Source organism: Paenirhizobium naphthalenivorans (genome assembly GCF_007992095.1).
Classification (GTDB): Bacteria; Pseudomonadota; Alphaproteobacteria; order Rhizobiales; family Rhizobiaceae; genus Allorhizobium; species Allorhizobium naphthalenivorans.
The window spans coordinates 37,970-61,837 of record NZ_BJZP01000022.1; the positions used below are offsets into that span (position 1 = coordinate 37,970).

Genomic DNA, 23,868 nt, shown 5'->3' on the forward strand with positions numbered 1-23,868 from the left:
CTCAGCCGATCTTGCGGATGAGTTCCAGCAGCATCATCCGTTCGCCGGCGGTCAGAGGCTCAAGCGTCTTTTCCGTGACCTCGATAGCGGCAGAAAGGTTCTTTTCGATCACTGCCTGGCCATCTTCGGTCAGAGACAGGACGAGGCGGCGGGCGTCAGTCAAATCGGGTTCGGTGCGGATGAGACCGCGCTTGACCAGGCGGTCGACCACACCCTTAATGGTGGCGACGTCCATGGCCGTTTCGCGGCCAAGCAGGTTTTGCGAGCAGGGTTGGATTTGGCCAAGCTTGGTGAGTGCCGCCCATTGGGTCGTTGTCAGCTTGTCGCCGATCAGTGACGTAAAGATCGAGACATGGCGTTGATTGGCCTGACGCAGGAAAAATCCAATCTGCTGATCGACCTGATAGTCACCCGGATCAGATTGTTTGTTCTCGATCGTTTTGTTTTTCTGCCGTTTGACGGCCATGGCGAGTTCCGTTTGGCAGCGACCTTTGCGAGTCCGGGTTTAAACGGGTGGGCGCGATTGTCAATGTCAGGGTGGGGAAAGCCGTGCGGGGCAAGGGTTCGGATGTGGAGGCGGGTGTTGTTGGCATGGTGGCTGACGGACTTGCGGGCGGGGGCTTCCCAAACGGGCGGCGTGCTTGACAGTGGTTTCGGTCGGGTTGATACTCATTCGTATACAAATGAAATACACAGCCGGGACAAGCTCCCGAATGCATCGTGAAGGCACACCGTCCGCAATGCCGGACGCTTTCGGAGGAGGTCTCCATGGTCAAGCAACAGGTCGAAAGCACGCTCAATGGCAAGATCCGCTGCGATGCCTGTCCGGTGATGTGCTACATTGCCGATGGCCGCGCCGGTGCCTGTGACCGCTACGCCAACGTGGCGGGGGAACTTATTCGCGTCGATCCCTTGACGGTCATCGAGGCGACCGAGGCGGAAGGCGGCAAGATCGTAGCCTTCTTGCCGTCCGGGGGGGCTGCCGATTGGGATGGGGACATCGTCCAGTCCCGCAATGCTTTCGTGACCGCCGTCGGTGCCGGGACGACCTATCCCGATTACAAACCGGCGCCCTTCATCGTCTCGCGCAAGGAAAACGGCGTCGACATGGTGACGGTCGTTACTGAGGGTATCTTCAGCTATTGCGGCGCCAAGGTGAAGATCGATACCGATCGTTTTCTCGGGCCGGAAGCGGCCGCAGTTCGGGTCGATGGAGAACCGATCGGGCACGTCATGACCAGCGAGTATGGTTCGCAGATGCTATCGCTCGGCGGTGTGCATCACCTGACCGGCGGATCCAAGAAGGAAGGCCGGGTTACCTGCGATGCGCTGTTGAGACTCTGCAACGGGCAAGCCGTCGAGATGGCGATTGACGGCGGCTCGACGCTTGTCGTGACGGCAGGCGAGGCGCCGATCATCAACGGTGAGCAGGAACAGCGGATGCGCGTCGGTTGCGGCTCGGCGACCATCGGCATGTTTGCCCGTCAATGGCTGGGCCATGTCGATGAGGTCGTCGTCGTCGACGACCATATCACCGGGGTTTTGTCGGAACACCAGGCCGGCAAGCTTCTTGATATTCCGGCCACCGGCATCAAGATCAAGGGACGGCGCTCAACCCCGGGCCGCTATTTCCAGGTGGCTGCACCGGGCACCGGCTGGGGCGGCACAGACATTACCGACCCGCTCGCCATCCTCGGCGATTTCGATCCGAAGACTGCCTATCCGGGGCTGCGGATGCTGATGGTGTCCACCACCGGCGAGCAATATGGCTATTACATTCTGGATGAAAATCTGAGGCCGGTGCTGCAATCTGCGCTACCGGCTCCGCTTCAGCAGTCGGTGGAAATCATCGAGGAGAATTGCGAGCCGGCGCTCGCCTCCGTGCTGTTCATGGGCGGGGCGGGCGGCAGCCTGCGGGCCGGGGTAACGAACAATCCCGTGCGGCTGACCCGTTCGGTAAAGGAAGCACTCACCCATGTGTCCTGTGGCGGGGCGCCGGCCTATGTCTGGCCGGGCGGCGGTATTACCGTCATGGCGGACGTGACCGAAATGCCGAGCAACTCCTTTGGCTATGTGCCGACGCCGGCACTCGTGGCGCCGATCGAGTTCACCATGCGGCTTTCCGACTATGAGGCGCTTGGCGGTCATATGGAGGCAGTCGTCCCGATCGAGGAGGCGCTCGCGCTGGCCGAACGCAAGATCGGCCCGGTGGCCTCCGGCGCCTGGCCAACCGACGAGCGCAACTTTCGCTGGGGTGCATGAACCTGACCGGGCAGGAGAGGTCCATGGGGCGGCCGACGGCATATTATCTCGACGGGCACAAAGAGGGGCGGCTGCATTTGCAGCATGGACCGATCGATCTCGTTATCGGCGTCGATGGCGAAGGCCCCGGCATCTCGGAGCAGCGCACGGCTGCTTTCAATGCCGCCTTTGCCCGCCTTTCTACCATTCTTGACGAGCTGGTCGCCGAACTGCCTTTACTGAAACAGGCCGTGCGGCCGGGCAGTATCCGGCCGGAAAATCCGGTCGCCCGCCGCATGATGGAGGCCGTGCGCCCCTTTGCGGCTTACCGTTTCATCACGCCGATGGCCGCTGTTGCGGGGGCTGTCGCCGACGAAGTCCTGGCGGCGATGCTGGCTGTCTTTCCTGCGGATCGGCGGCCCGCCCGCATCTATGTGAACAATGGCGGCGACATTGCCCTTCATCAGGAGCCCGGTGCCGAATTCCGTGTCCGCATGGCGCGCGAGGACGGAATTGCCTTCGGCGATCTCAGGATTGGCCATGATGACCCGAGCCGGGGGATTGCCACCAGCGGTCGGGGTGGGCGCAGCCTGTCCATGGGGATTGCCGATTCCGTGACGGTTGCCGCTGCCAGCGCGGCTATTGCCGATGCGGCTGCGACGCTTGTTGCCAATGCCGTCGATCTTCCCGGCCATCCGTCGATCGCTCGGGCCCGTGCGGTCGATCTCGTCGACGACAGCGATCTCGGCGAGCGACTGGTTGTTACCGGCTGCGCGGCTTTGACCTTTGCAGAGTTGGATGCGGCGCTTGCCGCCGGCGTCTCGGAAGCGGAACGCTTCATCGCGCAGGGCCTCGTTCATCGCGCCGGGCTGTTTCTGCGTAGCGAAGGCCGGCTAGTCGCCGTGCCGTCATGCAATCATTCTCATTTTATCCGATCATCACCCTTGCCAGCGGAGCATCGTCGCCATGCCTGAACCAAAAGTCCGGAAATTCGCCATCACCATCGAGGAAATCTACCACGATGGCGGCAAGCCCGTTGCAGAGCCGCTGAAGAAGGGGGCGATCCTTGCCGTGGTCGAAAACCCCTTTGCCGGCAGCTATCACGAGGAGATCGAAGGCTTCATGAAGGATCTGGAGCCGCTGGGCGTGGAGATGGCGCGGCGGCTTTCAGAAGCGCTCGGCGGCAAGGATGCGATCGAGGGATATGGCAAGGGTGCAATCGTCGGCCAGGCAGGCGAGCTTGAACACGGTGCGCTGTGGCATGTGCCCGGCGGATATGCCATGCGCGAAATCCTCGGCGATGCCAAGGCAATCGTGCCGTCAACCAAGAAGGTTGGCGGGCCGGGCACGCGGCTCGACGTGCCGGTCACGCATATCAATGCGTCCTACGTTCGTAGCCATTTCGACGCCATGGAAGTGGGTATCGGCGATGCGCCGCGCGCTAATGAAATCGTTCTTGCGCTGGTCATGACAACCGGCGCGCGGATTCATGCCCGCGTCGGCGGTCTGAAAGCCGCCGACATCAAAGGCGAGGATGGCCTGCGGTGAGGGCGGAAATCCGCAAGATCGTTGTTTTTCTTGAAGAGGTGTTGAGCGAGGCGGGGCGACCGGTCTCGCCACCGACGCGACGTGCCGCGGCGGTTGCGGTGATCAGCAATCCCTTTGCCGGACAATATGTGGAGGACCTGTCGCTCTTGATCGATATGGGTGCCGAACTCGGCGGCTTGCTGGCGGAAAAATGCGTCGCTGCCCTCGGGATCGCTCCGGCGCAGGCCGAAAGTTACGGCAAGGCGGCACTGGTTGGCGAGGACGGCGAACTGGAACACGCGGCAGCGCTCCTTCACCCGGCGATGGGCAAGCCGGTGCGTGCTGCCCTTGGCGGCGGCGCGGCGCTCATTCCCTCCTCCAAAGCGCGCGGTGGGCCCGGCGAGGTGCTCGACATTCCCCTCGGACACAAGGATGCGGCCTTCGTGCGTTCGCATTTCGACGGAATGCGGGTGCGTATCAACGACGCGCCCCGTCCGGGCGAGATCGTCGTGGCCGTTGCCGTGACCGATAGCGGACGCCCGTTGCCGCGCGTTGGAGGTCTCACGGCCGATGAGGTCGTCGGCAAGGATGGATTGCGCTGAATTCCGGCTCCCTGCTGCTTGACAGTCGGTGGAAGTCGCCTCAAAATTCGTTTGTATACAAATAAAATCGGGAACGGCCGTGCAACAGAATCCAGCGAAAACTGAAGGCCGCCAGTCGCAGGTGGCGGGTATCGACGTGGGCGGAACCTTCACCGATCTCGTCCTGTTCGATTCCGAGCACGGAACGGTGCGTCTCGCCAAGACGCCGACCACACTGGACAATCAGGCGACGGGTGTGTTGAACGCGCTTGATGCCGCCGAGGCGGATGTCGCCGCACTCGACCTGATCGTCCATGGAACGACCACGACCACCAATGCCGTGCTCGAGCGCAATCTCTGCAAGACCGGGCTGGTCACGACCATGGGCTTTCGCGATGTGCTGGAACTTGGCCGGCGCACCCGCCCGCAGGCCTATGGGATGAAGGGACATTTCGTGCCGATCATTCCGCGCGATCTGCGGCTTGAAATTCCCGAGCGCATGGGCGCGCGCGGCAACGTGATCGTGCCGCTCGACGAGGAGGCCCTGCGAACCGCTCTTGGCGGCCTGATCGAAAAGGGGTGCGAGGCGCTGGTCATCCACTTCTTACATTCCTACGCCAATCCGGCCCATGAATTGCGTGCCGGCGAGATTGCAAGGGAGGTCTGGCCGAACGAGAACATCACCATCGGCCACGTCCTGCTTTCGGAAAGCCGCGAGTATGAGCGGGGCGTGACGGCGGCGGTCAATGCCTCCGTCCAGCCTTTGCTGCGCCGTTATGTCGAGCGGCTGGCCGACCAGCTTGCGGCGCGCGGCTACAAGCATGACGTCCTCGTCATGAACGGCAATGGCGGCATGGTCTCGGCCCGTCATGTGGCGGCGGAGGCCGCAAAGACGGTGATGTCCGGCCCGGCCTCGGGCGTCATGGCTGCCGCCTATACCGGGCGCCGCGCCGGCATTCCGAACCTCATCACCTATGACATGGGTGGTACGTCGACCGATGTGGCACTGATCCGCAATGCGGAACCGGTGGTCTCCAACGAGATCGAGATCGAATATGCCATGCCCATTCATGTGCCAATGGTCGATGTGCGTACCGTCGGCGCCGGTGGCGGCTCGATTGCGCGGATCACGTCGGCGGGGCTTCTGCAGGTCGGGCCGGAAAGCGCCGGGGCCGTACCCGGACCCATCTGCTACGGGCGGGGCGGCGTGCTTCCGACCATTTCGGACGCGAACATGCTGCTTGGCCGTTTGAACCCGGCGCGGCTCAATTCCGTTCCTGGCGGACCGACGCTCGAGAGCATTTCGGCGATCTTCGAGGAGACGCTGGGCAAGCCCCTCGGGGTAGATGCGATCGGTGCCGCTGCTGCTGTGATCCGCATCGCCAATGCGCGTATGGCCGACGCCGTGCGCATGGTATCGGTTAGCCTCGGCGAAGATCCGCGCGACTTCGCGCTCTTTGCCTTCGGTGGCGCCGGTCCGCTGCATTCCACGGCGATTGCTCGTGAACTCGGGATTCCGAAAGTGCTCACGCCATCGCGACCCGGCATCACCAATGCGCTTGGTTGTGTGGTTGCCGATCTGCGCCACGACCTTGTCAACACGATCAACCGACCGCTTCATTCGATCGACATCGGCGCTGTGCACGCGCTCTTCGCGCGCCAGTCGGCGGAAGGCCGCCAGCTGATCGACAAGGAGGCTGTCGCGATCCGCGAGATCCGAGAAATATGGTCGGTGGACATGCAGTTTGTCGGCCAGACCCATCTGCTGCGTGTGCCGCTTTCGTCGCCGACGCCCTCGATCGAGGAGTTGCAACAGCGCTTCGAGGAGGTCTATTTTCAGCGTTTTCGCGTCGAGCTTTCCGACATACGGGCGAGCCTCGTCAACGTGAGTACGTCCGTCATAGGGCGCCGTGCCGAGATCGATCTGTCGCTGCTAATTGATGCGGACGGGCGCAAGGCGACCCTTGCGGAGGCGCGAACCGGCACGCGACGGGTCTGGTTCGACGGATGGATGGAGACTCCGATCTATTGGCGCGATCATCTGCCGGCCGACGCGCAGATCCTCGGACCGGCGATTATCGAGCAGATGGATACGACGATCATCATCGAACCCGGCGATGTCGGCGCTCAGGACCGGGACGGCAACATCATCATCACCCTTGGAGGCGTCAAATGAGTATTGATCCGATCACGCTCAGCGTCATCCAGTCCGGCCTGCAGCAGGTCTGCGATGAGATGGACCTGACTTTTTCGCGCGCTGCCTTTTCTCCGGTCATCGCCGAGGCGAACGACCGCTCCGACGGGATCTATTCGGCCGAAGACGGTTCGTTGATCGCCCAGGGGGTTGGCGGCCTACCGGTCTTTGTCGGCACCATGCAGTATTCCACCCGCACGCTGATCGAGATGATCAAGGCCGGCACGGTGGCGGCGCCCAAGCCGGGCGACATCTATATCGTCAACGATCCCTATCTCGGCGGCACGCATCTCATGGATGTGCGCTTTGCCATGCCGGTCTATCGGGGCGGTGAGATTTACTGCTGGCTCTCAAATACCGGTCATTGGCCGGACACGGGTGGCGCTGTGCCCGGCGGCTTCTCGGCGTCGGCGACTTCTGTTGAGCAGGAAGGCTTGCGCCTGCCGCCGGTGCGCTTGTTCAAACAGGGTGTTCTCGACACAGAAATCTACTCAATCATTTGCTCGAATATCCGTGTCTCCGAGCAGCGGATCGGCGACGTGAAGGCGCAGGCCGCCGCCCTTCTGGTGGGTGAGCAGAGGCTTACCCGTATTCTCGATCGTTATGGCGATGACACCGTGCGCGCGGCAATCGCCGAATTGCGTGTGCGTGCCGCCGACCAGATGCGGGCCTATGCGCGGCTGATTCCGAATGGTGTCTATCGTTCGGTCGCTTATGTCGACAGCGACGGCGTGGTCAATGAACCGCTGGAAATCCGTCTGGCGATCACGGCGCGCGATGGCGAGTTGGAATTTGATTTCACCGGCTCTTCTAAGCCTTGCATGGGGCCGATGAACTCGGTGCTGGCAACGACGCTATCCTCCGTCTACCTCGCGATGCGCCATATCTTCCCTGACGTGCCGATCTCGGCTGGAGCTTTCGAGCCGCTGACGGTCATCCGTCCGGAAGGCACATTCCTCGACGCGCAATACCCGCGCCCGGTCTCCGGATGCGCCGCAGAAGTGTCCCAGCGCATCGCCGAAGCCGTTTTCAGCGCGCTGGTCGAAGCCTTGCCGGACCGCGTGACGGCCGCACCGGCCGGCACATCTGGCAACTTCGCCCTCGGTGGCCACGATCCGGAACGCGACCGTGGCTTCGTGATGTATCAGATCTCTGGCGGAGGGTACGGCGGCAATGCCGACAATGACGGCCTTGCCAACGGCTGTTCGACCATCGGTATCTCAAAAGCACCGCCGGTCGAGATCATGGAGCAGCAGTTTCCGGTGCTCTATCACCGCTATGCGCTGCGCGAAGGCTCCGGCGGCGCGGGCAAGCAGCGTGGCGGCTTCGGTCTCGACTATGAGGTGGAATTGTTGCGTGGCCAGGCGACGGCGAGCTTCGTCATGGATCACGGCCGTTTCGGGCCGCCGGGTGCGCTTGGCGGCGAGGACGGCATGGCGAATGCCGTGTCAGTCTGGCGCGAGGGGGAATGGATGGTGCCCGAACATCTCTCAAAGGCGCAGGATATTCCGTTGAAGCCCGGCGATCGGGTTCGCGTCGGAACGCCAGGCGGCGGTGGATATGGCGATCCCCATGAGCGCGATCCGGCTCTGGTAGCCGAGGACGTGCGTCTCGGACGCTATACGATAGAGCAGGCACGCGAGCGGTTCGGGGTTGTCGTTTCCGAAACCGGCGCGGCCACACGTTTTTAGGAAGCGTGGGCATTTAGAAATGACATGAGTTCTCGCGCTTTGTCGCGCAGGATCACCCGCCAGTGAGCGGTTCGGCGGTCGCATGTGAAGCATGCGCCTGAGATTTGACATTCAGATGTCACGCCTCTACCTCCTGTGGCACAAAATTGTAATGTTCGACTGGTGACGAGCGTGTTCACCGGACGGATCTCGGGAGGTAGCATGACCCTTGCTGTGCGCGGATCCGAAGGGTTTTCCCGTATCCAGGAGCAGTTCACGGTCCGCGCGCCGGCGATGATCGTCACCATCTACGGTGATATTGTCGTGCCGCGCGGCGGTGTATTGTGGATGGGCACGCTGGTCGAGATCTGCGCGCGGCTGGGTATCAGCGAGACGCTGGTGCGTACCGCGGTCTCGCGTCTGGTGGCGGCGGAACAACTGGTCGGGGAGAGGGATGGCAGACGGTCCTATTATCGCCTGGCATCGGGCGCGCGAACCGAATTCGCGGCTGCTGCGGCGCTGCTATACCGCCCGCAGTCGCCGGCCGAGGGGTTCCTCATTCATCACGCACCGGACCTTTCCGACGAGGTCGCGCGCCGTGCCGGCCTCGGCCGCATGGGGCCTGACCTCTATCTACGTCCCAATCACGCAGCAAACGTTGCCATTCCTGGGCTCACCTTCCGCGCTGACGTGATGAAGGATGGCGGCCTGCTGGCCGACTATGCGTCGACGCTCTGGAATCTGCGGTCTTTTTCCGACGACTACCAATCCATGATCGCGCTTTTCTCGCCGCTGATGATGGCTTTCGAACAGGGCGAGACACTGCCTCCCGCCGATGCGGTGAGCGCGCGGCTTATGTTGGTTCAGGCTTACCGTTCTGTGCTGCTGCGTGACCCGCGTCTCCCCGCCGATGCGCTTCCCCAGGACTGGCCGGGTGCCGAGGCCCGCTTGCTTTTTTCCCGGCTTTACCGGTCACTCTCCCCCTTGGCCGATACCTATATCGGCGCCCAGTTCGAAGGGCGGGATGGTCAGCTACCGGCTGAGACAGCCGAGACCGTAGCGCGACTGGAGTCGCTCGCGTTTGAGGAATCCCGATAAGCATATGAAAGAAAAAGGACAATTGTCTTCTTCCGGCTTTTTGAGTCAGAACATCACAGGAAACATAAAAAAATCCTTTTATGTGTGATGTTTTGGTATTATAGATTGACCGATCGGTTGGCTAATTCGGAGTGGCGTCAACCGCACCTGATGCCCGAGGAGGAGTCGATCAATGCAGCAAGCCTTCATCTGTGATGCCGTGCGCACGCCCGTCGGCCGTTATGGCGGGGCCCTCGCATCCGTGCGGGCGGATGATCTGGCTGCCTTGCCGCTTGCCGCGCTGATGGCGCGCAACCCCGGTGTCGATTGGTCCAAGGTTGACGATCTCATCTACGGCTGCGCCAACCAGGCCGGCGAAGACAACCGCAATGTCGGCCGCATGGCCGTGCTTTTGTCCGGCATGCCGATCAACGTGCCGGCAACCACCGTCAACCGTCTGTGCGGTTCCGGCATGGACGCCGTCGGCATGGCGGCACGCGCCATCCGCGGCGGCGATTGCGACCTGGTGATCGCCGGCGGCGTCGAGAGCATGACGCGGGCGCCCTTCGTCATGCCGAAGGCGGATGCGGCCTTTTCCCGTTCGAACGCGGTCTACGACACGACGATCGGCTGGCGCTTTCCCAATCCCGAACTGAAGAAGAAGTTCGGCACCCATTCCATGCCGGAAACGGCCGACAATGTCGCCGAGCAGTACAATGTCAACCGCGCCGACCAGGACGCCTTTGCCGCCCGCAGTCAGGCCCGCTGGGCCGCCGCCCAGGCCGCCGGCGTCTTTGCCGACGAGATCGTGCCCGTCACGATCCCGCAGAAGAAGGGCGAGCCGCTGGTCGTCTCGGTCGACGAGCACCCGCGCCCCGGCACCACCGCCGAACAACTGGCGAGGCTGAAAGGCGTCAACGGTCCCGATCTCACGGTCACTGCCGGCAACGCTTCGGGCGTCAACGATGGCGCCGCCGCCCTTGTGATCGCTTCCGAGGCGACGGCCAGGGAGCAGGGGCTGGTGCCGCGGGCAAGGATCGTGGCAATGGCGGCGGCGGGTGTCGAGCCTCGGATCATGGGTGTCGGCCCGGTGCCGGCGGTCCGCAAGGTTCTCGCGCGCGCCGGCCTGTCGCTGTCGCAGATGGACGTGATCGAACTCAACGAGGCCTTCGCGGCCCAGGCGCTGGCGGTCCTTCGGGAGCTTGGGCTTCCAGACGACGCCGCGCATGTCAATCCGAATGGAGGCGCAATCGCGCTCGGGCATCCGCTCGGCATGTCCGGTGCCCGCCTCGTCACCACCGCCATGTACCAGCTGCACCGCACCGGCGGACGCTACGCGCTCTGCACCATGTGCATCGGGGTCGGCCAGGGCATCGCCATCATCATTGAACGGATCTGAGCAGGGAGGAAACCGCCATGTATGCGCAAATGGTCAAGACCGACAGTGATCGGGTGAAGTCGCTGAACGAGATGTCGCCGGAAGAGCGGGCCTTTCAGGAGCGCATCGACCGGGGCGAGAAGATCGAGCCCAAGGAGTGGATGCCCGAGAGCTACCGCAAGACGCTGATCCGCCAGGTCGGCCAGCACGCGCATTCCGAGATCGTCGGCCAGCTGCCGGAGGGTAACTGGATCACCCGCGCGCCGACTCTCGAGCGCAAGGCGATCCTGCTCGCCAAGGTGCAGGACGAGGCGGGCCACGGCCTCTACCTCTATTCCGCCGCCGAGACGCTCGGCGTCAGCCGCGACGAGCTTCTGGCACTGCTGCATTCCGGCAAGATGAAGTACTCGTCGATCTTCAACTACCCGACGCTCAACTGGGCCGATATCGGCGCGGTCGGCTGGCTGGTCGATGGTGCTGCGATCATGAACCAGGTGCAGCTGCAGAAGACCTCCTACGGTCCTTACAGCCGGGCGATGATCCGCATCTGCAAGGAAGAGAGCTTCCACCAGCGCCAGGGCTACGACATCATGATGAAGATGGCCGCCGGCTCGCCGGAACAGAAGGCCATGGCGCAGGATGCGCTCAACCGCTTCTGGTATCCGTCACTGATGATGTTCGGCCCGTCCGACAAGGATTCGGTGCATTCCGCGCAGTCGATGCAGTGGAAGATCAAGATCAATACCAATGACGAGCTGCGCCAGAAATTCGTCGACCAGACGGTGCCGCAGGCCAAGTATCTCGGCCTGACCATTCCCGACGAGAACCTGCGCTGGAACGAGGAGAAGGGCGGTCACGACTTCTCCGAGCCGGATTGGGAAGAATTCTTCAACGTCATCGCCGGCAACGGACCCTGCAATGCCGAGCGCCTTGGCGCCCGCGTCACCGCCTGGGAAGAAGGCGCGTGGTTCCGCGACGGCCTGATGGCCCATGCCGAAAAGCAGGAAGCGCGCCGCGCCGGTCGCAAGGCCGCCTGATCGATCCAATCCGGGAGCGGTGCACCCGCTCCCGTCCGTCACCTGAACTTGGGAGGAATAGCAATGTCCAGCGAATGGCCCCTTTGGGAAGTCTTTATCCGCGGTCAACATGGCCTCAACCATCGCCATGTCGGCAGCCTGCATGCCCCGGATGCCGAGATGGCGATCCGCAATGCCCGTGACGTCTACACCCGCCGCAACGAAGGCGTGTCGATCTGGGTGGTTAAGTCGGTCGACATCACGGCGTCGTCGCCGTCGGAAAAGGGCCCGCTGTTCGAACCGTCGAACTCCAAGGTCTATCGTCACCCGACCTTCTTCGACATCCCGGCTGAAGTGGGGCATATGTGATGGCGACCGCGATCCCGGCGGTCGATCAGGCCGCGTTCTTCGAATGGCTGCTCAGAATGGGCGACAACACGCTGATCCTCGGGCACCGCGTGTCCGAATGGTGCGGTCATTCGCCCGTCCTGGAAGAGGACATCGCGCTCGCCAATGTCGCGCTCGACCTGATCGGCCAGACCCAGTTCTGGCTCGGTCTGGCCGGCGAAGTCGAAGGCAAGGGGCGCACGGCGGACAATCTCGCCTATCTGCGCGATGCCGCGGCCTTCCGCAATGTGCTGCTCGTCGAGCGCCCGAACGGCGATTTCGGCAAGACGCTGATGCGGCAGTTCCTGTTCGATGCCTTCCACATCGAAATGCTCCGCGCGCTGGTCGCCTCCAGCGATCCGCGCGTCGTGGAAATCGCCCAGAAGGCGCTGAAGGAAGTGTCCTACCACTTCGAGCGCTCGGCCGACCTCGTCATCCGTCTCGGCGACGGAACCGAGGAAAGCCATCGCCGGATGCAGAAGGCGCTCGATGATCTGTGGCCCTATACGGCCGAGATGTTCCTGGCCGATTCCGCCGACGAGGCGGTTGCGGCAGCGGGGATTGCACCGCTTCCCTCGGCGCTCAAGGCGGCATGGGACAGTTCGGTTGGCGAAGTGCTCACGGAGGCGACGCTCGTTGTTCCCGAGGGGAGCTACCAGCACAAGGGCGGTAAGCGCGGGATCCATACGGAGCATCTGGGCTACATCCTCGCCGACATGCAGTTCCTGCAGCGGGCTTATCCGAACTCGGTCTGGTGAGGGTCATGTCATGGACGCCAGGACAAGGCCTGAACCGGAAGAGATTTGGCGCTGGCTGGGCGAGGTGCCGGATCCGGAAATTCCCGTCATCAGCCTGACCGATCTCGGTATCATCCGGGACGTCGCCTGGGACGGCGATACCCTCGTCGTCGCGGTCACCCCGACCTATTCGGGCTGTCCGGCAACGAGTGTGATCAACCTCGACATCGAGGCGGCGCTGAAGGCCCGTGGCATCGACAAGCTGCGGCTCGAACGACGGTTGTCGCCCGCCTGGACCTCGGACTGGATCAGCCCCGAGGGGCGCGACAAGCTTCGCGCCTATGGCATCGCGCCGCCGATCGACGGAACGGCCGCCGACGGGCGACTGATGGCTCGCGCCAACCGGCTTGCCGGCTCCAACCTTGCCGTCGCCTGTCCGCGATGCGGCTCGACCAAGACGGAGAAGGTCAGCCAGTTCGGCTCGACCCCGTGCAAGGCGAGCTACCGATGCTGCGACTGTCTGGAACCCTTCGACTATTTCAAGTGCATCTGAGGATGCGGAGGACATAACGCATGGCACGCTTTCATCCCCTGACCGTGACCGACATCCGCCACGAGACCCGTGATGCGGTGGTCGTCACGCTCAAGCCGCGCGAGGAGGATCGCGCAGCCTTCGACTTCACCCAAGGCCAGTACCTGACTTTCCGTCATGATTTCGACGGTGAGGAACTGCGCCGGTCCTACTCGATCTGTGCGGGCAAGGACGAGGGCGTCCTTAAGGTCGGCATCAAGCGCGTCGACGGCGGCGCCTTCAGCAACTGGGCCAACGGCAATCTGGCACCGGGCGACGTGATCGAGGCCATGCCGCCGATGGGCCGCTTCTACATGGACATCGATCCGGCTGCCGGGAAGCAGTATCTCGGTTTCGCCGGCGGTTCCGGCATCACGCCGCTGCTGTCGATTATCAAGACCGTCCTGGCACGCGAGCCGAAGTCCCAGTTCACGCTGGTCTATGCCAACCGGCAGATCAACTCGATCATGTTCCGCGAGGAGCTGGAGGATCTGAAGAACACCTATCTCGGCCGTTTCTCCGTCCTGCATGTGCTGGAAAGCGAAGTGCAGGAGATCGACCTGTTCACCGGCCGTCTCGACGAGAACAAGCTCTCTGCGCTGTTTTCCACCTGGATCGATCCGAAGTCGATCGACGCCGCCTTCATTTGCGGGCCGGAACCGATGATGCTGACCATCGTCGCGAGCCTCAAGGCGCACGGGCTGAAGGACGAGCAGATCAAGTTCGAACTGTTCGCTTCGGGTCAGCCGGGCCGCGCCAAGAACCGCGTCGCTTCGGTCAGTGCCGACGAGGCGGCGGCCGTGGTCGAGGCGACGATTACGCTCGACGGCACGACGCGGACCTTCAACATGCCCAAGCACGGCGTCAGCATTCTCGAGGCCGCAATCGCCCAGAGCATGGATGCTCCTTTCTCCTGCAAGGCCGGCGTCTGCTCCACCTGCCGGGCGAAGGTGCTCGAAGGCGAAGTCGAGATGGACACCAACCATGCGCTCGAGGACTACGAGGTCGAAGCCGGCTACGTACTGACCTGCCAATGTCACCCGCTGACCGAGAAGGTCGTGCTCTCCTACGACGAATAACCTCCCAGGCGGCGGGGCCATTTGTGCCCCGCCGACCGCACTGAATAAACCGATCCAGGAAGGATAACTTCATGAATGTTTCGGCTCGCGTTCCGCGCCGTCTCGAAAGCTATGTCTGTGGCCGCTGGACACCCGGCGAGAAGCAAGGCGTACCGCTGCTCGATGCCTCGACGGGTGCCGCAATTGCATTCATCGACTCGACCGGCATCGATTTCGCCGCAGCACTCGCCTATGGCCGCGAGGTCGGCGGACCGAACTTGCGCGCCCTGTCGTTCCACGAACGGGCGCAGATGCTGAAAGCCCTCGGCCAGGTCCTGATGGACATGAAGGAGGAATTCTACGCCGAGAGCGCCCTGACCGGCGCCACGCGTGCCGACGGCTGGGTCGACATCGAGGGCGGCATCGGCACGATGCTGTCCTATTCGTCCAAGGCCCGGCGCGAGTTGCCGAACACCCGCGTGCTGCTCGACGGCGACGTGGAACTTCTGTCGAAGGACAACAGCTTTTCCGCCCAGCATATCCTCACCCCGCTGCACGGCATCGCCGTCCACATCAACGCCTTCAACTTCCCCGTCTGGGGCATGCTCGAGAAGATCGCCCCGACGCTGATCGCCGGCGTGCCGTCGCTGGTCAAACCGGCAAGCCAGACCGCCTATCTCACGGAACTCGTGGTGCGGCGGATCATCGAGACCGGCATCCTGCCGGAGGGGGCGTTGCAGCTTGTGTCCGGTTCGGTCGGCGATCTGCTCGACCATGTCGGGGGACAGGATGCGGTGACTTTCACCGGTTCGGCCTGGACCGGGCGCAAGCTGAAGTCGCACCCGGCGGTCGTCGCCAATTCGGTGCGCTTCACCATGGAAGCCGACAGCCTCAACGCCTCGGTGCTCGGCCCCGATGCCGGCCCGGGCACCGAGGAATTCGACCTCTTCGTCAAGGAAGTGGCGCGCGAGATGACGTCGAAGGCCGGCCAGAAATGCACGGCGATCCGCCGTGTGATTGCGCCGAAGGCCCACGTTCAGGCGCTGGTCGCGGCGCTAGGCGATCGCCTTGGCAAGACGACGCTCGGCAACCCTTCTGACGAGGGGGTTCGCATGGGACCGCTGGCAAGCCTTGCCCAGCGCGACGAAGTGCGCGAGCGCATTCGTGACCTTTCGGCCGATGCCGAGATCGTTGCGGGTGATCCCGACAATGTGCGTGTGTTCTCTGGTGATGCCGAGAAGGGGGCCTTCCTCAATCCCGTCCTTCTCTATTGTGACAAGCCTTTTTCCGCTTCCGCGATCCACGATGTCGAGGCGTTTGGTCCGGTGTCCACCGTGATGCCCTATGAGGGGCTCGAGGAAGCGATCGCCCTTGCACAAATGGGTAAGGGTTCGTTGGCGGCTTCGGTCTTCACCAATGATCCGAAGGTCGCTGAGGAAATGGTGATCGGCATGGCGCCGTACCATGGTCGCATCCTGATCGGAAACCGCGCGTCGGCAAAGACCTCGACCGGCCATGGATCGCCGCTTGCGGGGCTGGTTCATGGTGGTCCTGGCCGCGCCGGTGGTGGCGAGGAAATGGGCGGCATGCGCGGCGTGAAGCATTACATGCAGCGCACCGCCGTCCAAGGGACCCCGCGTCTGCTCTCTGCCGTCACCGGCCGCTGGCTCGAAGGCGCCGGCGCCGGTGACACGAGTGTCCATCCGTTCCGCAAGTCGCTTGCCGAACTCAAGATCGGCGACCAGATCGTCACGGCAAAACGCACGGTTTCGCTCGATGACATCGAGCACTTCGCCCGCTTCACCGGCGACACCTTCTATGCCCACATGGATGAAGCGGCCGCCAAGGCCAATCCGTTCTTCGACGGGCGGGTGGCGCACGGCTATCTGATCGTGTCCTTTGCCGCCGGCCTGTTCGTCGATCCGGATCCGGGTCCGGTTCTCGCCAACTATGGCGTCGACAACCTGCGCTTCCTGACCCCGGTCAATCCGGGCGATACGCTGCAGGTTCGCTTGACCTGCAAGGAAATCAATCCGCGTGCCAATGCCGATCATGGCGAAGTGCGCTGGGATTGCCAGGTCACGAACCAGGACGGTGCGGTCGTCGCGCAATACGATGTGCTGACCATGGTCGCCAAGACCTGGAAGGCATAGGGACAAGCAGAAACCGACGGCGGGCGCAAAGGCCGGCCGTCGGTTTGAAAAATGTTCGTGAGCGAAAGGCCTTCGGCGGAATATCGCCTGATCTGTCTTAGCGGACCGCCTTGATGCCTTCGAGAATCAAGGTCGTCGCAACATCGGCGTAGTCGTCGCGGGTGATCCTGCCGCCATCGCGGAACCACATGTAGACCCAGTTCATCATGCCGAACAGCGACATGGTGACGGGCATCAGCAGGGGTCTCTCCTTACTGTCGAGCTCGGGATTGATCTCCCGCAAGAGGTTCGAGAAGCGCCGCACGATACGCCGTTCGATTTCGGTTATGCCGGCCTTCTGCTCATCGGACAGCGCCGATGTCGCATTGAGCTGCACCTTGTGCTGGTTGTCGGCGCCGCGATAGTCCTCGAGCACCGCCCCGACCAGTCGCCGAAGCCGCTTCTCCGGTGCTTCATCCGGGGCATCTGCCGCCTGGATCGCCTCATCAAGCTCTTCCAGATGAGTGATGATGATCGCATAGATCAGCGCATCCTTGCTGGGATAGTAGTGATACAGCAGCGCCTTGGAGACGCTTGAGTGGGTCGCGATCTGAGACATGGACGCCTTTTCCATGCCCTGTTCGGCAAATACCGCGGCAGCATTGTCGAGAATGCCGCGCCGTTTTTCCTCAAAGTCGGTTGCCCGGGTGCGAGCCATGATTTCACTTTCCTGCTTGCAGAACGCCTGCAAAAGGGGGGCATAACTGCCCCCTCTTCAATATAATGATTGCCTTTGACCTGTCACGGGTGGCCGTTCAGGTCTTCGGGCGGTTGTCCACTACGCGCTTGGCCTTGCCTTCCGAGCGGGCGATCGAGGTCGGGTCCTGCACCTCGATCTTGGTGCTGATGCCAACGACGCTCTTGATATGGTGAGCCAGTTCCTTGGCCGACTGGGCGCGCGCCGCCGCATCGGTGGAATCGGCCGCGCATTCGACGTGGACGATCATGTTGTCCATTCGGCCGGCGCGTGTCAGCTCGATCTGGAAGTGCGGGGCAAGGCCGCCACACTTGAGGATCTGCTCCTCGATCTGGGTCGGGAAGACGTTGACACCGCGCAGAATGATCATGTCGTCGCTACGGCCGGTGATCTTCTCGATACGCCGCATCGAGCGGGCTGTGCCTGGAAGAAGACGGGTCAGGTCGCGGGTGCGATAGCGCACCATCGGCAGGCCTTCCTTGGTCAGCGTGGTGAACACGAGCTCGCCAAGTTCGCCGTCCGGCAGCACGGCCCCCGTGACCGGGTCGATGATTTCCGGATAGAAATGGTCTTCCCAGACATGGAGCCCATCCTTGGTTTCCACACATTCGTTGGCGACACCCGGCCCCATGACCTCGGAGAGGCCATAGATGTCAACCGCGTGCATGTTGAACGCCTGTTCGATCTCGCTACGCATGGCATTGGTCCAGGGTTCGGCGCCGAAGATGCCGACCTCGATCGAGCTCTCGCGCGGATCGATGCCTTGACGGCGGAACTCGTCGAGGATCGAGAGCATGTAGGAGGGCGTCACCATGATGATGCGCGGCTTGAAATCGTTCATCAGTGTGACCTGGCGTTCGGTCATGCCACCGGAGATCGGCACGACGGTGCAACCAAGGCGCTCGGCGCCGTAATGCGCGCCGAGGCCACCGGTGAACAGGCCGTAGCCATAGGCGACATGCACGATGTCGCCTGGTCGGCCGCCGGAGGCTCGGATGGAGCGGGCGACGACGTCGGCCCAGACATCGATGTCATGCTTGGTGTAGCCGACGACCGTCGGCTTGCCGGTGGTGCCGGAAGAGCCGTGGATACGGACAAGCTGCTCCCTGGGAACGGCGAACATGCCGAAGGGATAGGTATCTCGCAGGTCGGTCTTGGTGGTGAAGGGGAACTTGGAGAGGTCCGAAAGGGTCTTGAGATCCTCCGGATGAACGCCGTGCTCGTCGAAACGCTGGCGATAGAATGGCGAGTTCTCGTAACAATGCTTCAGCGAGCGCTTCATCCGGTGAAATTGGAGCGCTGAGATTTCATCGCGCGAGGCGATTTCGATCGGGTCCAGATCTTGGGGACGGGTTACAAAGTCGAGCATGATTTCCTCCCTGGAATGCATGGTGTTCAGGCGGGATCGGGCAGGTGAGTGCCCTTCACCGTGCGCGATAGGCCGCGAAACTCGGCGACCAGGTCGCCGCTCTGATTTGAAATACGGATGTCGTAGATGCCGGAGCGGCCCTTGCGCGAAATCTCGCGGGCTTCCGCCGTCAGCCGATCACCGATCCTCCCGGGGTGAATATAAGTGATCGTGCAATTTTGGGCGACCGTCAGCTGATTGTAGCCGTTGCAGGCAAAGGCAAAGGCGCTGTCGGCGAGCGTGAAAATGTACCCGCCATGGCAATTACCGTGGCCATTGGACATCAATTTGGTGATCTCCATCGACAATGTCGCCTGTCCCGGCGCGATGTGCTCGATGCGCATGCCGAGATTTTGCGAGGCCGTGTCGAGGTCCCACATGGCCTTGGCGCAGGCCTCCGCCATTTCCTGTGCGGTCATCGTCATTTGCCTGAAAACTCCGGTTTGCGCTTTTCGAGAAAGGCGGTGACGCCTTCTGCATAGTCGCTCGTGCGGCCGGCTTCGCGCTGGCAATCGCGCTCCATGTCGAGCTGTTCGTCGAGGCTGTTGGTGGCCGCAGCCTGGATGAGGCGCTTGGTGAGGCCGAGGCCCCGTGTCGCGCCTTCGGCTAGCGAGCGGGCGAGCGTCTCGGCCTCGCCGATCAGCTGGTCGTCGTCGGCCGCCTTCCAGATCAGGCCCCATTCGGCGGCGCGCTCGGCCATCAGCGGTTCGGCGGTCATCGCCAGAGCCTTGGCGCGTGGCTCGCCGAGGATCCTGGCAAGGCTCCAACTGCCGCCAGCATCGGGAATCAGGCCGATCTTGGCGAAGGCTTGGATGAATTTGGCCGAGCGTGCGGCAATCACGATGTCGCAGGCCAAGGCGATGTTGGCACCAGCGCCGGCCGCCACGCCGTTCACCGCGCAGATCACCGGTTTTTCGAGCGAGCGAATCAGCCGCAGCGTCGGATTGTAGAAGGTCTCGAGTGTGTGGCCGAGATCAGGAGCAGACCCGCCCTTGCGCGGATCGCGATCGCCCAGATCCTGGCCGGCGGAAAAACCGCGACCGGCGCCGGTCAGCAAAACCGCGCGTACGGCGACATCGTCATGGGCCCGCTGTAGCGCAGCGCGCAAAGCGATGTGCATCTCTTCATTAAACGAATTGAGTTTGTCCGGACGGTTCAGCGTCAGTCGCAGAACGCCGTGATCCATCGTCACCAGAACGGTGTCGGATTGGTGCATTGCTCTCTCCCTGGTCCCCGCTCCGAATTTTCCCGGGGGCGCAAAAAGATCTTGCATAAACCGACCGGACGGTCAATGATAAAGGCAGGAGTAGGGAGGAAATTGCCATGGACGACTTGTTCGACCGTCATCGCGGCCTGCTGGAGACGGCTGTAAGAGCCTTGTCCGAGCGGGGATTTTGGTCGCCATTTCCGGAAGTTCCCAGCGGCAAGATCTATGGCGAAACCGCCAAGGATGATGGCGAGACCTCCTTCAAGGCGTTGCTCGGGAGGCCGTTCGAACTGTCCGGCCATCCTGAAGGCAAGCGTCTCGGTGCAGAGATGTCGCCATGGGGACCAGAACTCCAGATTCTTTATCCGGCGGCCGATGCTGCGACGCTTATTGCCGCCTCCAAAGGCGCTGGTGTTGCCTGGGCCGATACCTCACCGGAGCTGCGGGTTGGCGTGTGCCTTGAGATCCTGACGCGCCTCAACCGCATCAGCTTTGAAATGGCCAATGCCGTCATGCACACCACAGGTCAGGCCTTCCCGATGGCATTTCAGGCCGGCGGCCCCCATGCCCAGGATCGCGGTCTTGAAGCGGTGGCGACCGCATGGGTGGAAATGACCCGCACGCCGGGTCAGGCAACCTGGGAAAAACCGCAGGGCAAGGCGCCGCCGATCATCCTGGAAAAGAACTGGCAGGTCGTGCCGCGTGGCATCGCGCTGACCATCGGTTGCCAGACCTTCCCGACATGGAACAGTTATCCGGGTCTGTTCGCGAGCCTTGCCACCGGCAATACCGTCATCGTCAAGCCGCATCCGGGCGCGATCCTTCCGCTGGCTTTGACCGTGAAGGTGGCGCGTGAAGTTCTGGTCGAAGCCGGGTTCCCGGCAGACGTCGTTCTGATCGCGGTTGATCAGGCGGGTGCCGAGATCACCAGGGAGCTGGTCACCCATCCGGACATCGGAATCATCGATTACACCGGCTCCAGCGCCTTTGGCGAATGGGTGCGTGACAATGCCCGTTCTGCGCAGGTGTTCACGGAGGAAGCTGGTGTGAACTCGATCGTCATTGCCGCGACCGATGATTTCGCCGGTATGTGTGCCAATATCGCTTTTTCGCTGTCACTCTACTCGGGTCAGATGTGCACCGCCCCGCAGGATCTTTTCGTTCCGCGCGCCGGCATCGCGACCAATGAGGGACACAAGAGCTTCGATGAGGTCGCGACCGCGATCGGCGCTGCGGTGGATGCGCTTCTGAGCGATCCTGCGCGGGCTTCGGGCGTTTGCGGTGCGATCGCCAATCCTGCCACGCTTGCTCGGGTCGACACGGCACGCAGCTTCGGTCGTATCGTGCGCGATTCGCAGCCGCTTGCCGTTGGTTGCAGCGCAACGCCATTGATCATCACTGTGGACGCGAGCGAGACGAAGGCTCACGAGGAGGAGTGCTTCGGACCGGTCGCCTTCATTGTCGCCGTAGACAACGCCGAGGCCGGCATTGAGGCGGCCGCTGACCTTGCCCGCCGCAAGGGCGCGATCACAGCCGCGCTCTACGATACCGACGAAGCGCGTATCGCCAAGGCGGTGAAGGCCTTCGCCCGTGCCGGCGTCAACCTGTCGATCAACCTGACCGGCAACATCTTCGTCAATCAATCCGCTGCGTTTTCCGACTTTCACGTCACCGGTGGCAATCCCGCCGGCAACGCCAGCCTGACGGACACAGCTTTCGTCGCCAACCGGTTCCGGTTGGCGATGTGGCGCCGCCCCAAAGCGGCGTAATCGACTTCTTTATTCAATGTTCTCAGGGAGGAGATACAATGAAAGCGACGACAACAACCGCACTTGCCATGCTGATGGCGCTCGGCATGGCAACTGCGGCCCAGGCCGAAATCAAGATCGGGGCCACCGTGTCTGCAACGGGTCCGGCCTCGTTCCTCGGTGACCCGGAAGCCAAGACGCTGGAAATGCTGGTGGAGGAGATCAATGCCGCTGGCGGCGTGAACGGCGAGCAGCTCAAGCTCGTTCTCTATGACGATGGCGGTGATCCCAACAAGGCACGCACCTTCGCGACCCGCCTCGTCGAGGACGACGAAGTGGTCGCCATCATCGGCGGCACAACGACCGGCACGACCATGTCGATCATTCCGGTCGCCGAGGATTCCGAAGTCCCGTTCATCTCGCTCGCCGGCGCGATCGAAATTATCGATCCGGTCAAGCATTGGGTCTTCAAGACACCGCATACCGACCGCATGGCCTGCCAAAAGATCTTCGAGGACATGAAGAAGCGCGCTATCACCAAGATCGGCGTGATCTCCGGCACCGATGGCTTCGGTGCCTCGATGCACAAGCAGTGCGTCGCCGTTGTCGGTGACTACGGCATCGAAATCGTCGCCGACGAGACCTATGGTCCGCAGGATGCGGACATGACCCCGCAGCTGACCAATATCAAGGGTGCGGCCGGCGTGCAGGCCGTGCTCAATGCCGGCTTTGGCCAGGGCCCGTCGATCGTGACGCGCAACTATTCGCAGCTCGCCGTCGGCCTGCCGCTCTATCAGTCCCATGGCGTTGCCTCGGACGGCTTCATTGGCCTTGCCGGCGCAAAGGCTGCCGAAGGCGTTCGCCTTCCCGGCACTGCTTTGCTGGTTGCCGGCATCCTGGCGGACGGCGATCCGCAGAAGGCTGTCGTCACGGCCTACAAGACGGCCTACGAGAACAAGACCGGCTCTGCCGTCTCGACCTTCGGCGGTTACGCCCACGACGCGTTGCACATCCTGGTCGATGCGATCGGACGTGCCGGTTCCAGCGAACCCGCAGCGATCCGTGATGCCATCGAATCCACCTCTGGCCTGGTCGGCACCACCGGCGTCGTGACGATGTCGGCACAAGACCACCTCGGCCTCGATCTCTCGGCATTTCGCATGTTGGAGATCAAGGACGGTGGCTGGACCATCGTCGAGTAAACACCCGACCCGTCCCGGCCGCGGGACGACAGTATTGGCGTGGAGCCCTCATGCAAGATGTAGGCTCCACGCCAGAAATGTTCGGCCACAGTGGGATCTTCGATGCCTGAACTGATGCAGTTTCTATTGTCCGGCCTGACGGTCGGCGCGGTCTATGCGCTTGTCGCGCTGGGCTTCACCATCATCTACAACGCCTCGGATGTGGTGAATTTCGCCCAGGGCGAATTCGTCATGCTGGGTGGCATGATCACGGTGTTCGCATTTGACGCCGGCCTGCCGTTGCCGCTGGCAGCCGCGATTGCGATCGCCGTGACCGCGGCGATCGGTGTCGCCTTGAACAAGCTGGCGATCGGACCGGCGCGGGGCGCACCCGTCGTCTCCCTGATCATCATCACCATCGGCGCGTCGATCTTTATTCGTGGCGTGACCCAGCTCGTGTTCGACAAGCAGTTGCATCGCTTCCCGGCCTTCACCGGTGACGACCCGATCCACATCCTGGGCGCGACCATTCTGCCGCAGAGCCTGTGGGTCATTGCCGGTGCCGTCGTCGTCTTCGTGGCGCTCTGGCTTTTCTTCACCCGCACCCTGACCGGCAAGGCGGTGCTCGCCACATCGAACAACCGCCTGGCAGCCCAGCTCGTCGGCATCAATACCAACTGGGTCATGACCCTGTCTTTCGCGCTGTCGGCAGCCATCGGCGCTCTGGCCGGCGTGCTCGTCACGCCAATCACGCTCACCAGCTACGATCTTGGTATTGCGCTGGCCCTCAAGGGCTTTGCCGCGGCCATGCTCGGCGGCATGGGCAACCCGAAGGGCGCACTCGTCGGCGGCATTCTGCTCGGGCTTTTCGAGGCGTTGACGGCCGGTTTCCTCAGCTCGCAATACAAGGATGCGGTCGCCTTCGTGGTCATCCTCGCCGTTCTCTTCGCCATGCCGCAAGGCCTGTTCGGGCGTAACTCGGTCAATCGGGTGTGATG

Annotated in this window: 22 protein-coding genes; 17 read left to right on the plus strand and 5 right to left on the minus strand. The window is 62.7% G+C overall.

Annotation, left to right across the window (positions count from 1 at the left end; genetic code table 11):
- Window position 1: 1 nt before the first annotated feature.
- Window positions 2-466, minus strand: a complete 465-nt coding sequence (locus RNA01_RS17885) for a MarR family winged helix-turn-helix transcriptional regulator (protein WP_147181577.1) — start codon at window positions 464-466, stop codon at window positions 2-4.
- A 302-nt stretch (window positions 467-768) separates the two neighbouring features.
- On the opposite strand from RNA01_RS17885, the gene RNA01_RS17890 reads away from it, so the two are divergent.
- The 14 genes from RNA01_RS17890 (at window position 769) to paaZ (ending at window position 16,590) form a co-directional block, all read left to right on the plus strand.
- The gene (locus RNA01_RS17890) at window positions 769-2,262 is read left to right on the plus strand and encodes a 6-hydroxynicotinate reductase (protein ID WP_147181578.1); all 1,494 of its coding nucleotides are present in this window, start codon (window positions 769-771) and stop codon (window positions 2,260-2,262) included.
- Between the two features lie 23 nt (window positions 2,263-2,285).
- Window positions 2,286-3,215 carry a UPF0280 family protein gene (locus RNA01_RS17895; protein WP_147181579.1) on the plus strand — a complete coding sequence of 310 codons (930 nt, stop codon included), beginning with the start codon at window positions 2,286-2,288 and terminating at the stop codon, window positions 3,213-3,215.
- Entirely contained in the window at window positions 3,208-3,789 is a 582-nt protein-coding gene (locus RNA01_RS17900; RefSeq protein WP_147181580.1) for an amino acid synthesis family protein, read from the plus strand. Before RNA01_RS17895 ends, RNA01_RS17900 begins: the two co-directional genes overlap by 8 nt.
- Window positions 3,786-4,370 carry an amino acid synthesis family protein gene (locus RNA01_RS17905; RefSeq protein WP_147181581.1) on the plus strand — a complete coding sequence of 195 codons (585 nt, stop codon included), beginning with the start codon at window positions 3,786-3,788 and terminating at the stop codon, window positions 4,368-4,370. Before RNA01_RS17900 ends, RNA01_RS17905 begins: the two co-directional genes overlap by 4 nt.
- Before the next feature lie 61 nt (window positions 4,371-4,431).
- Complete coding sequence (locus tag RNA01_RS17910; protein WP_371864076.1) at window positions 4,432-6,525, plus strand: hydantoinase/oxoprolinase family protein; 2,094 nt, start codon at window positions 4,432-4,434, stop codon at window positions 6,523-6,525.
- Window positions 6,522-8,234: a hydantoinase B/oxoprolinase family protein gene (locus tag RNA01_RS17915; protein WP_147181583.1), complete on the plus strand. Its 1,713-nt coding sequence runs from the start codon at window positions 6,522-6,524 to the stop codon at window positions 8,232-8,234. Before RNA01_RS17910 ends, RNA01_RS17915 begins: the two co-directional genes overlap by 4 nt.
- Window positions 8,235-8,435: 201 nt before the next feature.
- Complete coding sequence (locus RNA01_RS17920) at window positions 8,436-9,311, plus strand: PaaX family transcriptional regulator C-terminal domain-containing protein (protein ID WP_147181584.1); 876 nt, start codon at window positions 8,436-8,438, stop codon at window positions 9,309-9,311.
- A gap of 172 nt (window positions 9,312-9,483) precedes the next feature.
- A complete protein-coding gene (pcaF, locus tag RNA01_RS17925; protein ID WP_147181585.1) occupies window positions 9,484-10,689 on the plus strand; it encodes a 3-oxoadipyl-CoA thiolase in 1,206 nt (401 codons plus the stop codon).
- Window positions 10,690-10,706: 17 nt separating this feature from the next.
- Window positions 10,707-11,705, plus strand: a complete 999-nt coding sequence (paaA, locus tag RNA01_RS17930; protein ID WP_147181586.1) for a 1,2-phenylacetyl-CoA epoxidase subunit PaaA — start codon at window positions 10,707-10,709, stop codon at window positions 11,703-11,705.
- Between the two features lie 63 nt (window positions 11,706-11,768).
- On the plus strand, window positions 11,769-12,053 hold the full coding sequence (paaB, locus tag RNA01_RS17935; RefSeq protein WP_028737551.1) for a 1,2-phenylacetyl-CoA epoxidase subunit PaaB: 285 nt from the start codon (window positions 11,769-11,771) through the stop codon (window positions 12,051-12,053).
- Entirely contained in the window at window positions 12,053-12,829 is a 777-nt protein-coding gene (gene paaC / locus RNA01_RS17940; RefSeq protein ID WP_147181587.1) for a 1,2-phenylacetyl-CoA epoxidase subunit PaaC, read from the plus strand. The genes paaB and paaC overlap by 1 nt, the downstream gene beginning before the upstream one ends.
- Before the next feature lie 10 nt (window positions 12,830-12,839).
- Window positions 12,840-13,361: a 1,2-phenylacetyl-CoA epoxidase subunit PaaD gene (paaD, locus tag RNA01_RS17945; RefSeq protein WP_147181588.1), complete on the plus strand. Its 522-nt coding sequence runs from the start codon at window positions 12,840-12,842 to the stop codon at window positions 13,359-13,361.
- A gap of 20 nt (window positions 13,362-13,381) precedes the next feature.
- Complete coding sequence (gene paaE / locus RNA01_RS17950) at window positions 13,382-14,458, plus strand: 1,2-phenylacetyl-CoA epoxidase subunit PaaE (protein WP_147181589.1); 1,077 nt, start codon at window positions 13,382-13,384, stop codon at window positions 14,456-14,458.
- A gap of 71 nt (window positions 14,459-14,529) precedes the next feature.
- The gene (paaZ, locus tag RNA01_RS17955; RefSeq protein ID WP_147181590.1) at window positions 14,530-16,590 is read left to right on the plus strand and encodes a phenylacetic acid degradation bifunctional protein PaaZ; all 2,061 of its coding nucleotides are present in this window, start codon (window positions 14,530-14,532) and stop codon (window positions 16,588-16,590) included.
- Window positions 16,591-16,687: 97 nt separating this feature from the next.
- Here the strand turns inward: paaZ and RNA01_RS17960 are convergent, their stop codons facing one another.
- The 4 genes from RNA01_RS17960 to paaG all read right to left on the minus strand — a co-directional run bounded on the left by RNA01_RS17960 (window position 16,688) and on the right by paaG (window position 19,950).
- A complete protein-coding gene (locus tag RNA01_RS17960; protein ID WP_147181591.1) occupies window positions 16,688-17,287 on the minus strand; it encodes a TetR/AcrR family transcriptional regulator in 600 nt (199 codons plus the stop codon).
- Between the two features lie 97 nt (window positions 17,288-17,384).
- Window positions 17,385-18,695, minus strand: a complete 1,311-nt coding sequence (gene paaK, locus RNA01_RS17965) for a phenylacetate--CoA ligase PaaK (RefSeq protein WP_147181592.1) — start codon at window positions 18,693-18,695, stop codon at window positions 17,385-17,387.
- A gap of 26 nt (window positions 18,696-18,721) precedes the next feature.
- Window positions 18,722-19,153 (minus strand): hydroxyphenylacetyl-CoA thioesterase PaaI, encoded by a 432-nt coding sequence (paaI, locus tag RNA01_RS17970; RefSeq protein ID WP_147181613.1) that lies wholly within the window; start codon window positions 19,151-19,153, stop codon window positions 18,722-18,724.
- A 2-nt stretch (window positions 19,154-19,155) separates the two neighbouring features.
- Window positions 19,156-19,950 (minus strand): 2-(1,2-epoxy-1,2-dihydrophenyl)acetyl-CoA isomerase PaaG, encoded by a 795-nt coding sequence (gene paaG, locus RNA01_RS17975; protein WP_147181593.1) that lies wholly within the window; start codon window positions 19,948-19,950, stop codon window positions 19,156-19,158.
- A 107-nt stretch (window positions 19,951-20,057) separates the two neighbouring features.
- On the opposite strand from paaG, the gene paaN reads away from it, so the two are divergent.
- The 3 genes from paaN (at window position 20,058) to RNA01_RS17990 (ending at window position 23,866) form a co-directional block, all read left to right on the plus strand.
- A complete protein-coding gene (paaN, locus tag RNA01_RS17980) occupies window positions 20,058-21,710 on the plus strand; it encodes a phenylacetic acid degradation protein PaaN (protein ID WP_147181594.1) in 1,653 nt (550 codons plus the stop codon).
- A 38-nt stretch (window positions 21,711-21,748) separates the two neighbouring features.
- Window positions 21,749-22,891 (plus strand): ABC transporter substrate-binding protein, encoded by a 1,143-nt coding sequence (locus RNA01_RS17985; RefSeq protein ID WP_147181595.1) that lies wholly within the window; start codon window positions 21,749-21,751, stop codon window positions 22,889-22,891.
- A 102-nt stretch (window positions 22,892-22,993) separates the two neighbouring features.
- Window positions 22,994-23,866 (plus strand): branched-chain amino acid ABC transporter permease, encoded by an 873-nt coding sequence (locus RNA01_RS17990; RefSeq protein WP_147181596.1) that lies wholly within the window; start codon window positions 22,994-22,996, stop codon window positions 23,864-23,866.
- Window positions 23,867-23,868 lie beyond the last annotated feature (2 nt).

Coding starts and splice junctions, on each gene's coding strand:
- RNA01_RS17990 (WP_147181596.1), top strand. CDS start 22,994: ATGCCTGAACTGATGCAGTTTCTATTGTCCGGCCTGACGGTCGGCGCG.
- paaG (WP_147181593.1), bottom strand. CDS start 19,950: ATGCACCAATCCGACACCGTTCTGGTGACGATGGATCACGGCGTTCTG.
- paaI (WP_147181613.1), bottom strand. CDS start 19,153: ATGACCGCACAGGAAATGGCGGAGGCCTGCGCCAAGGCCATGTGGGAC.
- RNA01_RS17900 (WP_147181580.1), top strand. CDS start 3,208: ATGCCTGAACCAAAAGTCCGGAAATTCGCCATCACCATCGAGGAAATC.
- paaN (WP_147181594.1), top strand. CDS start 20,058: ATGGACGACTTGTTCGACCGTCATCGCGGCCTGCTGGAGACGGCTGTA.
- RNA01_RS17915 (WP_147181583.1), top strand. CDS start 6,522: ATGAGTATTGATCCGATCACGCTCAGCGTCATCCAGTCCGGCCTGCAG.
- paaE (WP_147181589.1), top strand. CDS start 13,382: ATGGCACGCTTTCATCCCCTGACCGTGACCGACATCCGCCACGAGACC.
- RNA01_RS17890 (WP_147181578.1), top strand. CDS start 769: ATGGTCAAGCAACAGGTCGAAAGCACGCTCAATGGCAAGATCCGCTGC.
- RNA01_RS17885 (WP_147181577.1), bottom strand. CDS start 466: ATGGCCGTCAAACGGCAGAAAAACAAAACGATCGAGAACAAACAATCT.
- paaZ (WP_147181590.1), top strand. CDS start 14,530: ATGAATGTTTCGGCTCGCGTTCCGCGCCGTCTCGAAAGCTATGTCTGT.
- paaC (WP_147181587.1), top strand. CDS start 12,053: ATGGCGACCGCGATCCCGGCGGTCGATCAGGCCGCGTTCTTCGAATGG.
- paaA (WP_147181586.1), top strand. CDS start 10,707: ATGTATGCGCAAATGGTCAAGACCGACAGTGATCGGGTGAAGTCGCTG.
- paaB (WP_028737551.1), top strand. CDS start 11,769: ATGTCCAGCGAATGGCCCCTTTGGGAAGTCTTTATCCGCGGTCAACAT.
- RNA01_RS17985 (WP_147181595.1), top strand. CDS start 21,749: ATGAAAGCGACGACAACAACCGCACTTGCCATGCTGATGGCGCTCGGC.
- RNA01_RS17960 (WP_147181591.1), bottom strand. CDS start 17,287: ATGGCTCGCACCCGGGCAACCGACTTTGAGGAAAAACGGCGCGGCATT.
- RNA01_RS17895 (WP_147181579.1), top strand. CDS start 2,286: ATGGGGCGGCCGACGGCATATTATCTCGACGGGCACAAAGAGGGGCGG.
- paaD (WP_147181588.1), top strand. CDS start 12,840: ATGGACGCCAGGACAAGGCCTGAACCGGAAGAGATTTGGCGCTGGCTG.
- pcaF (WP_147181585.1), top strand. CDS start 9,484: ATGCAGCAAGCCTTCATCTGTGATGCCGTGCGCACGCCCGTCGGCCGT.
- RNA01_RS17920 (WP_147181584.1), top strand. CDS start 8,436: ATGACCCTTGCTGTGCGCGGATCCGAAGGGTTTTCCCGTATCCAGGAG.
- paaK (WP_147181592.1), bottom strand. CDS start 18,695: ATGCTCGACTTTGTAACCCGTCCCCAAGATCTGGACCCGATCGAAATC.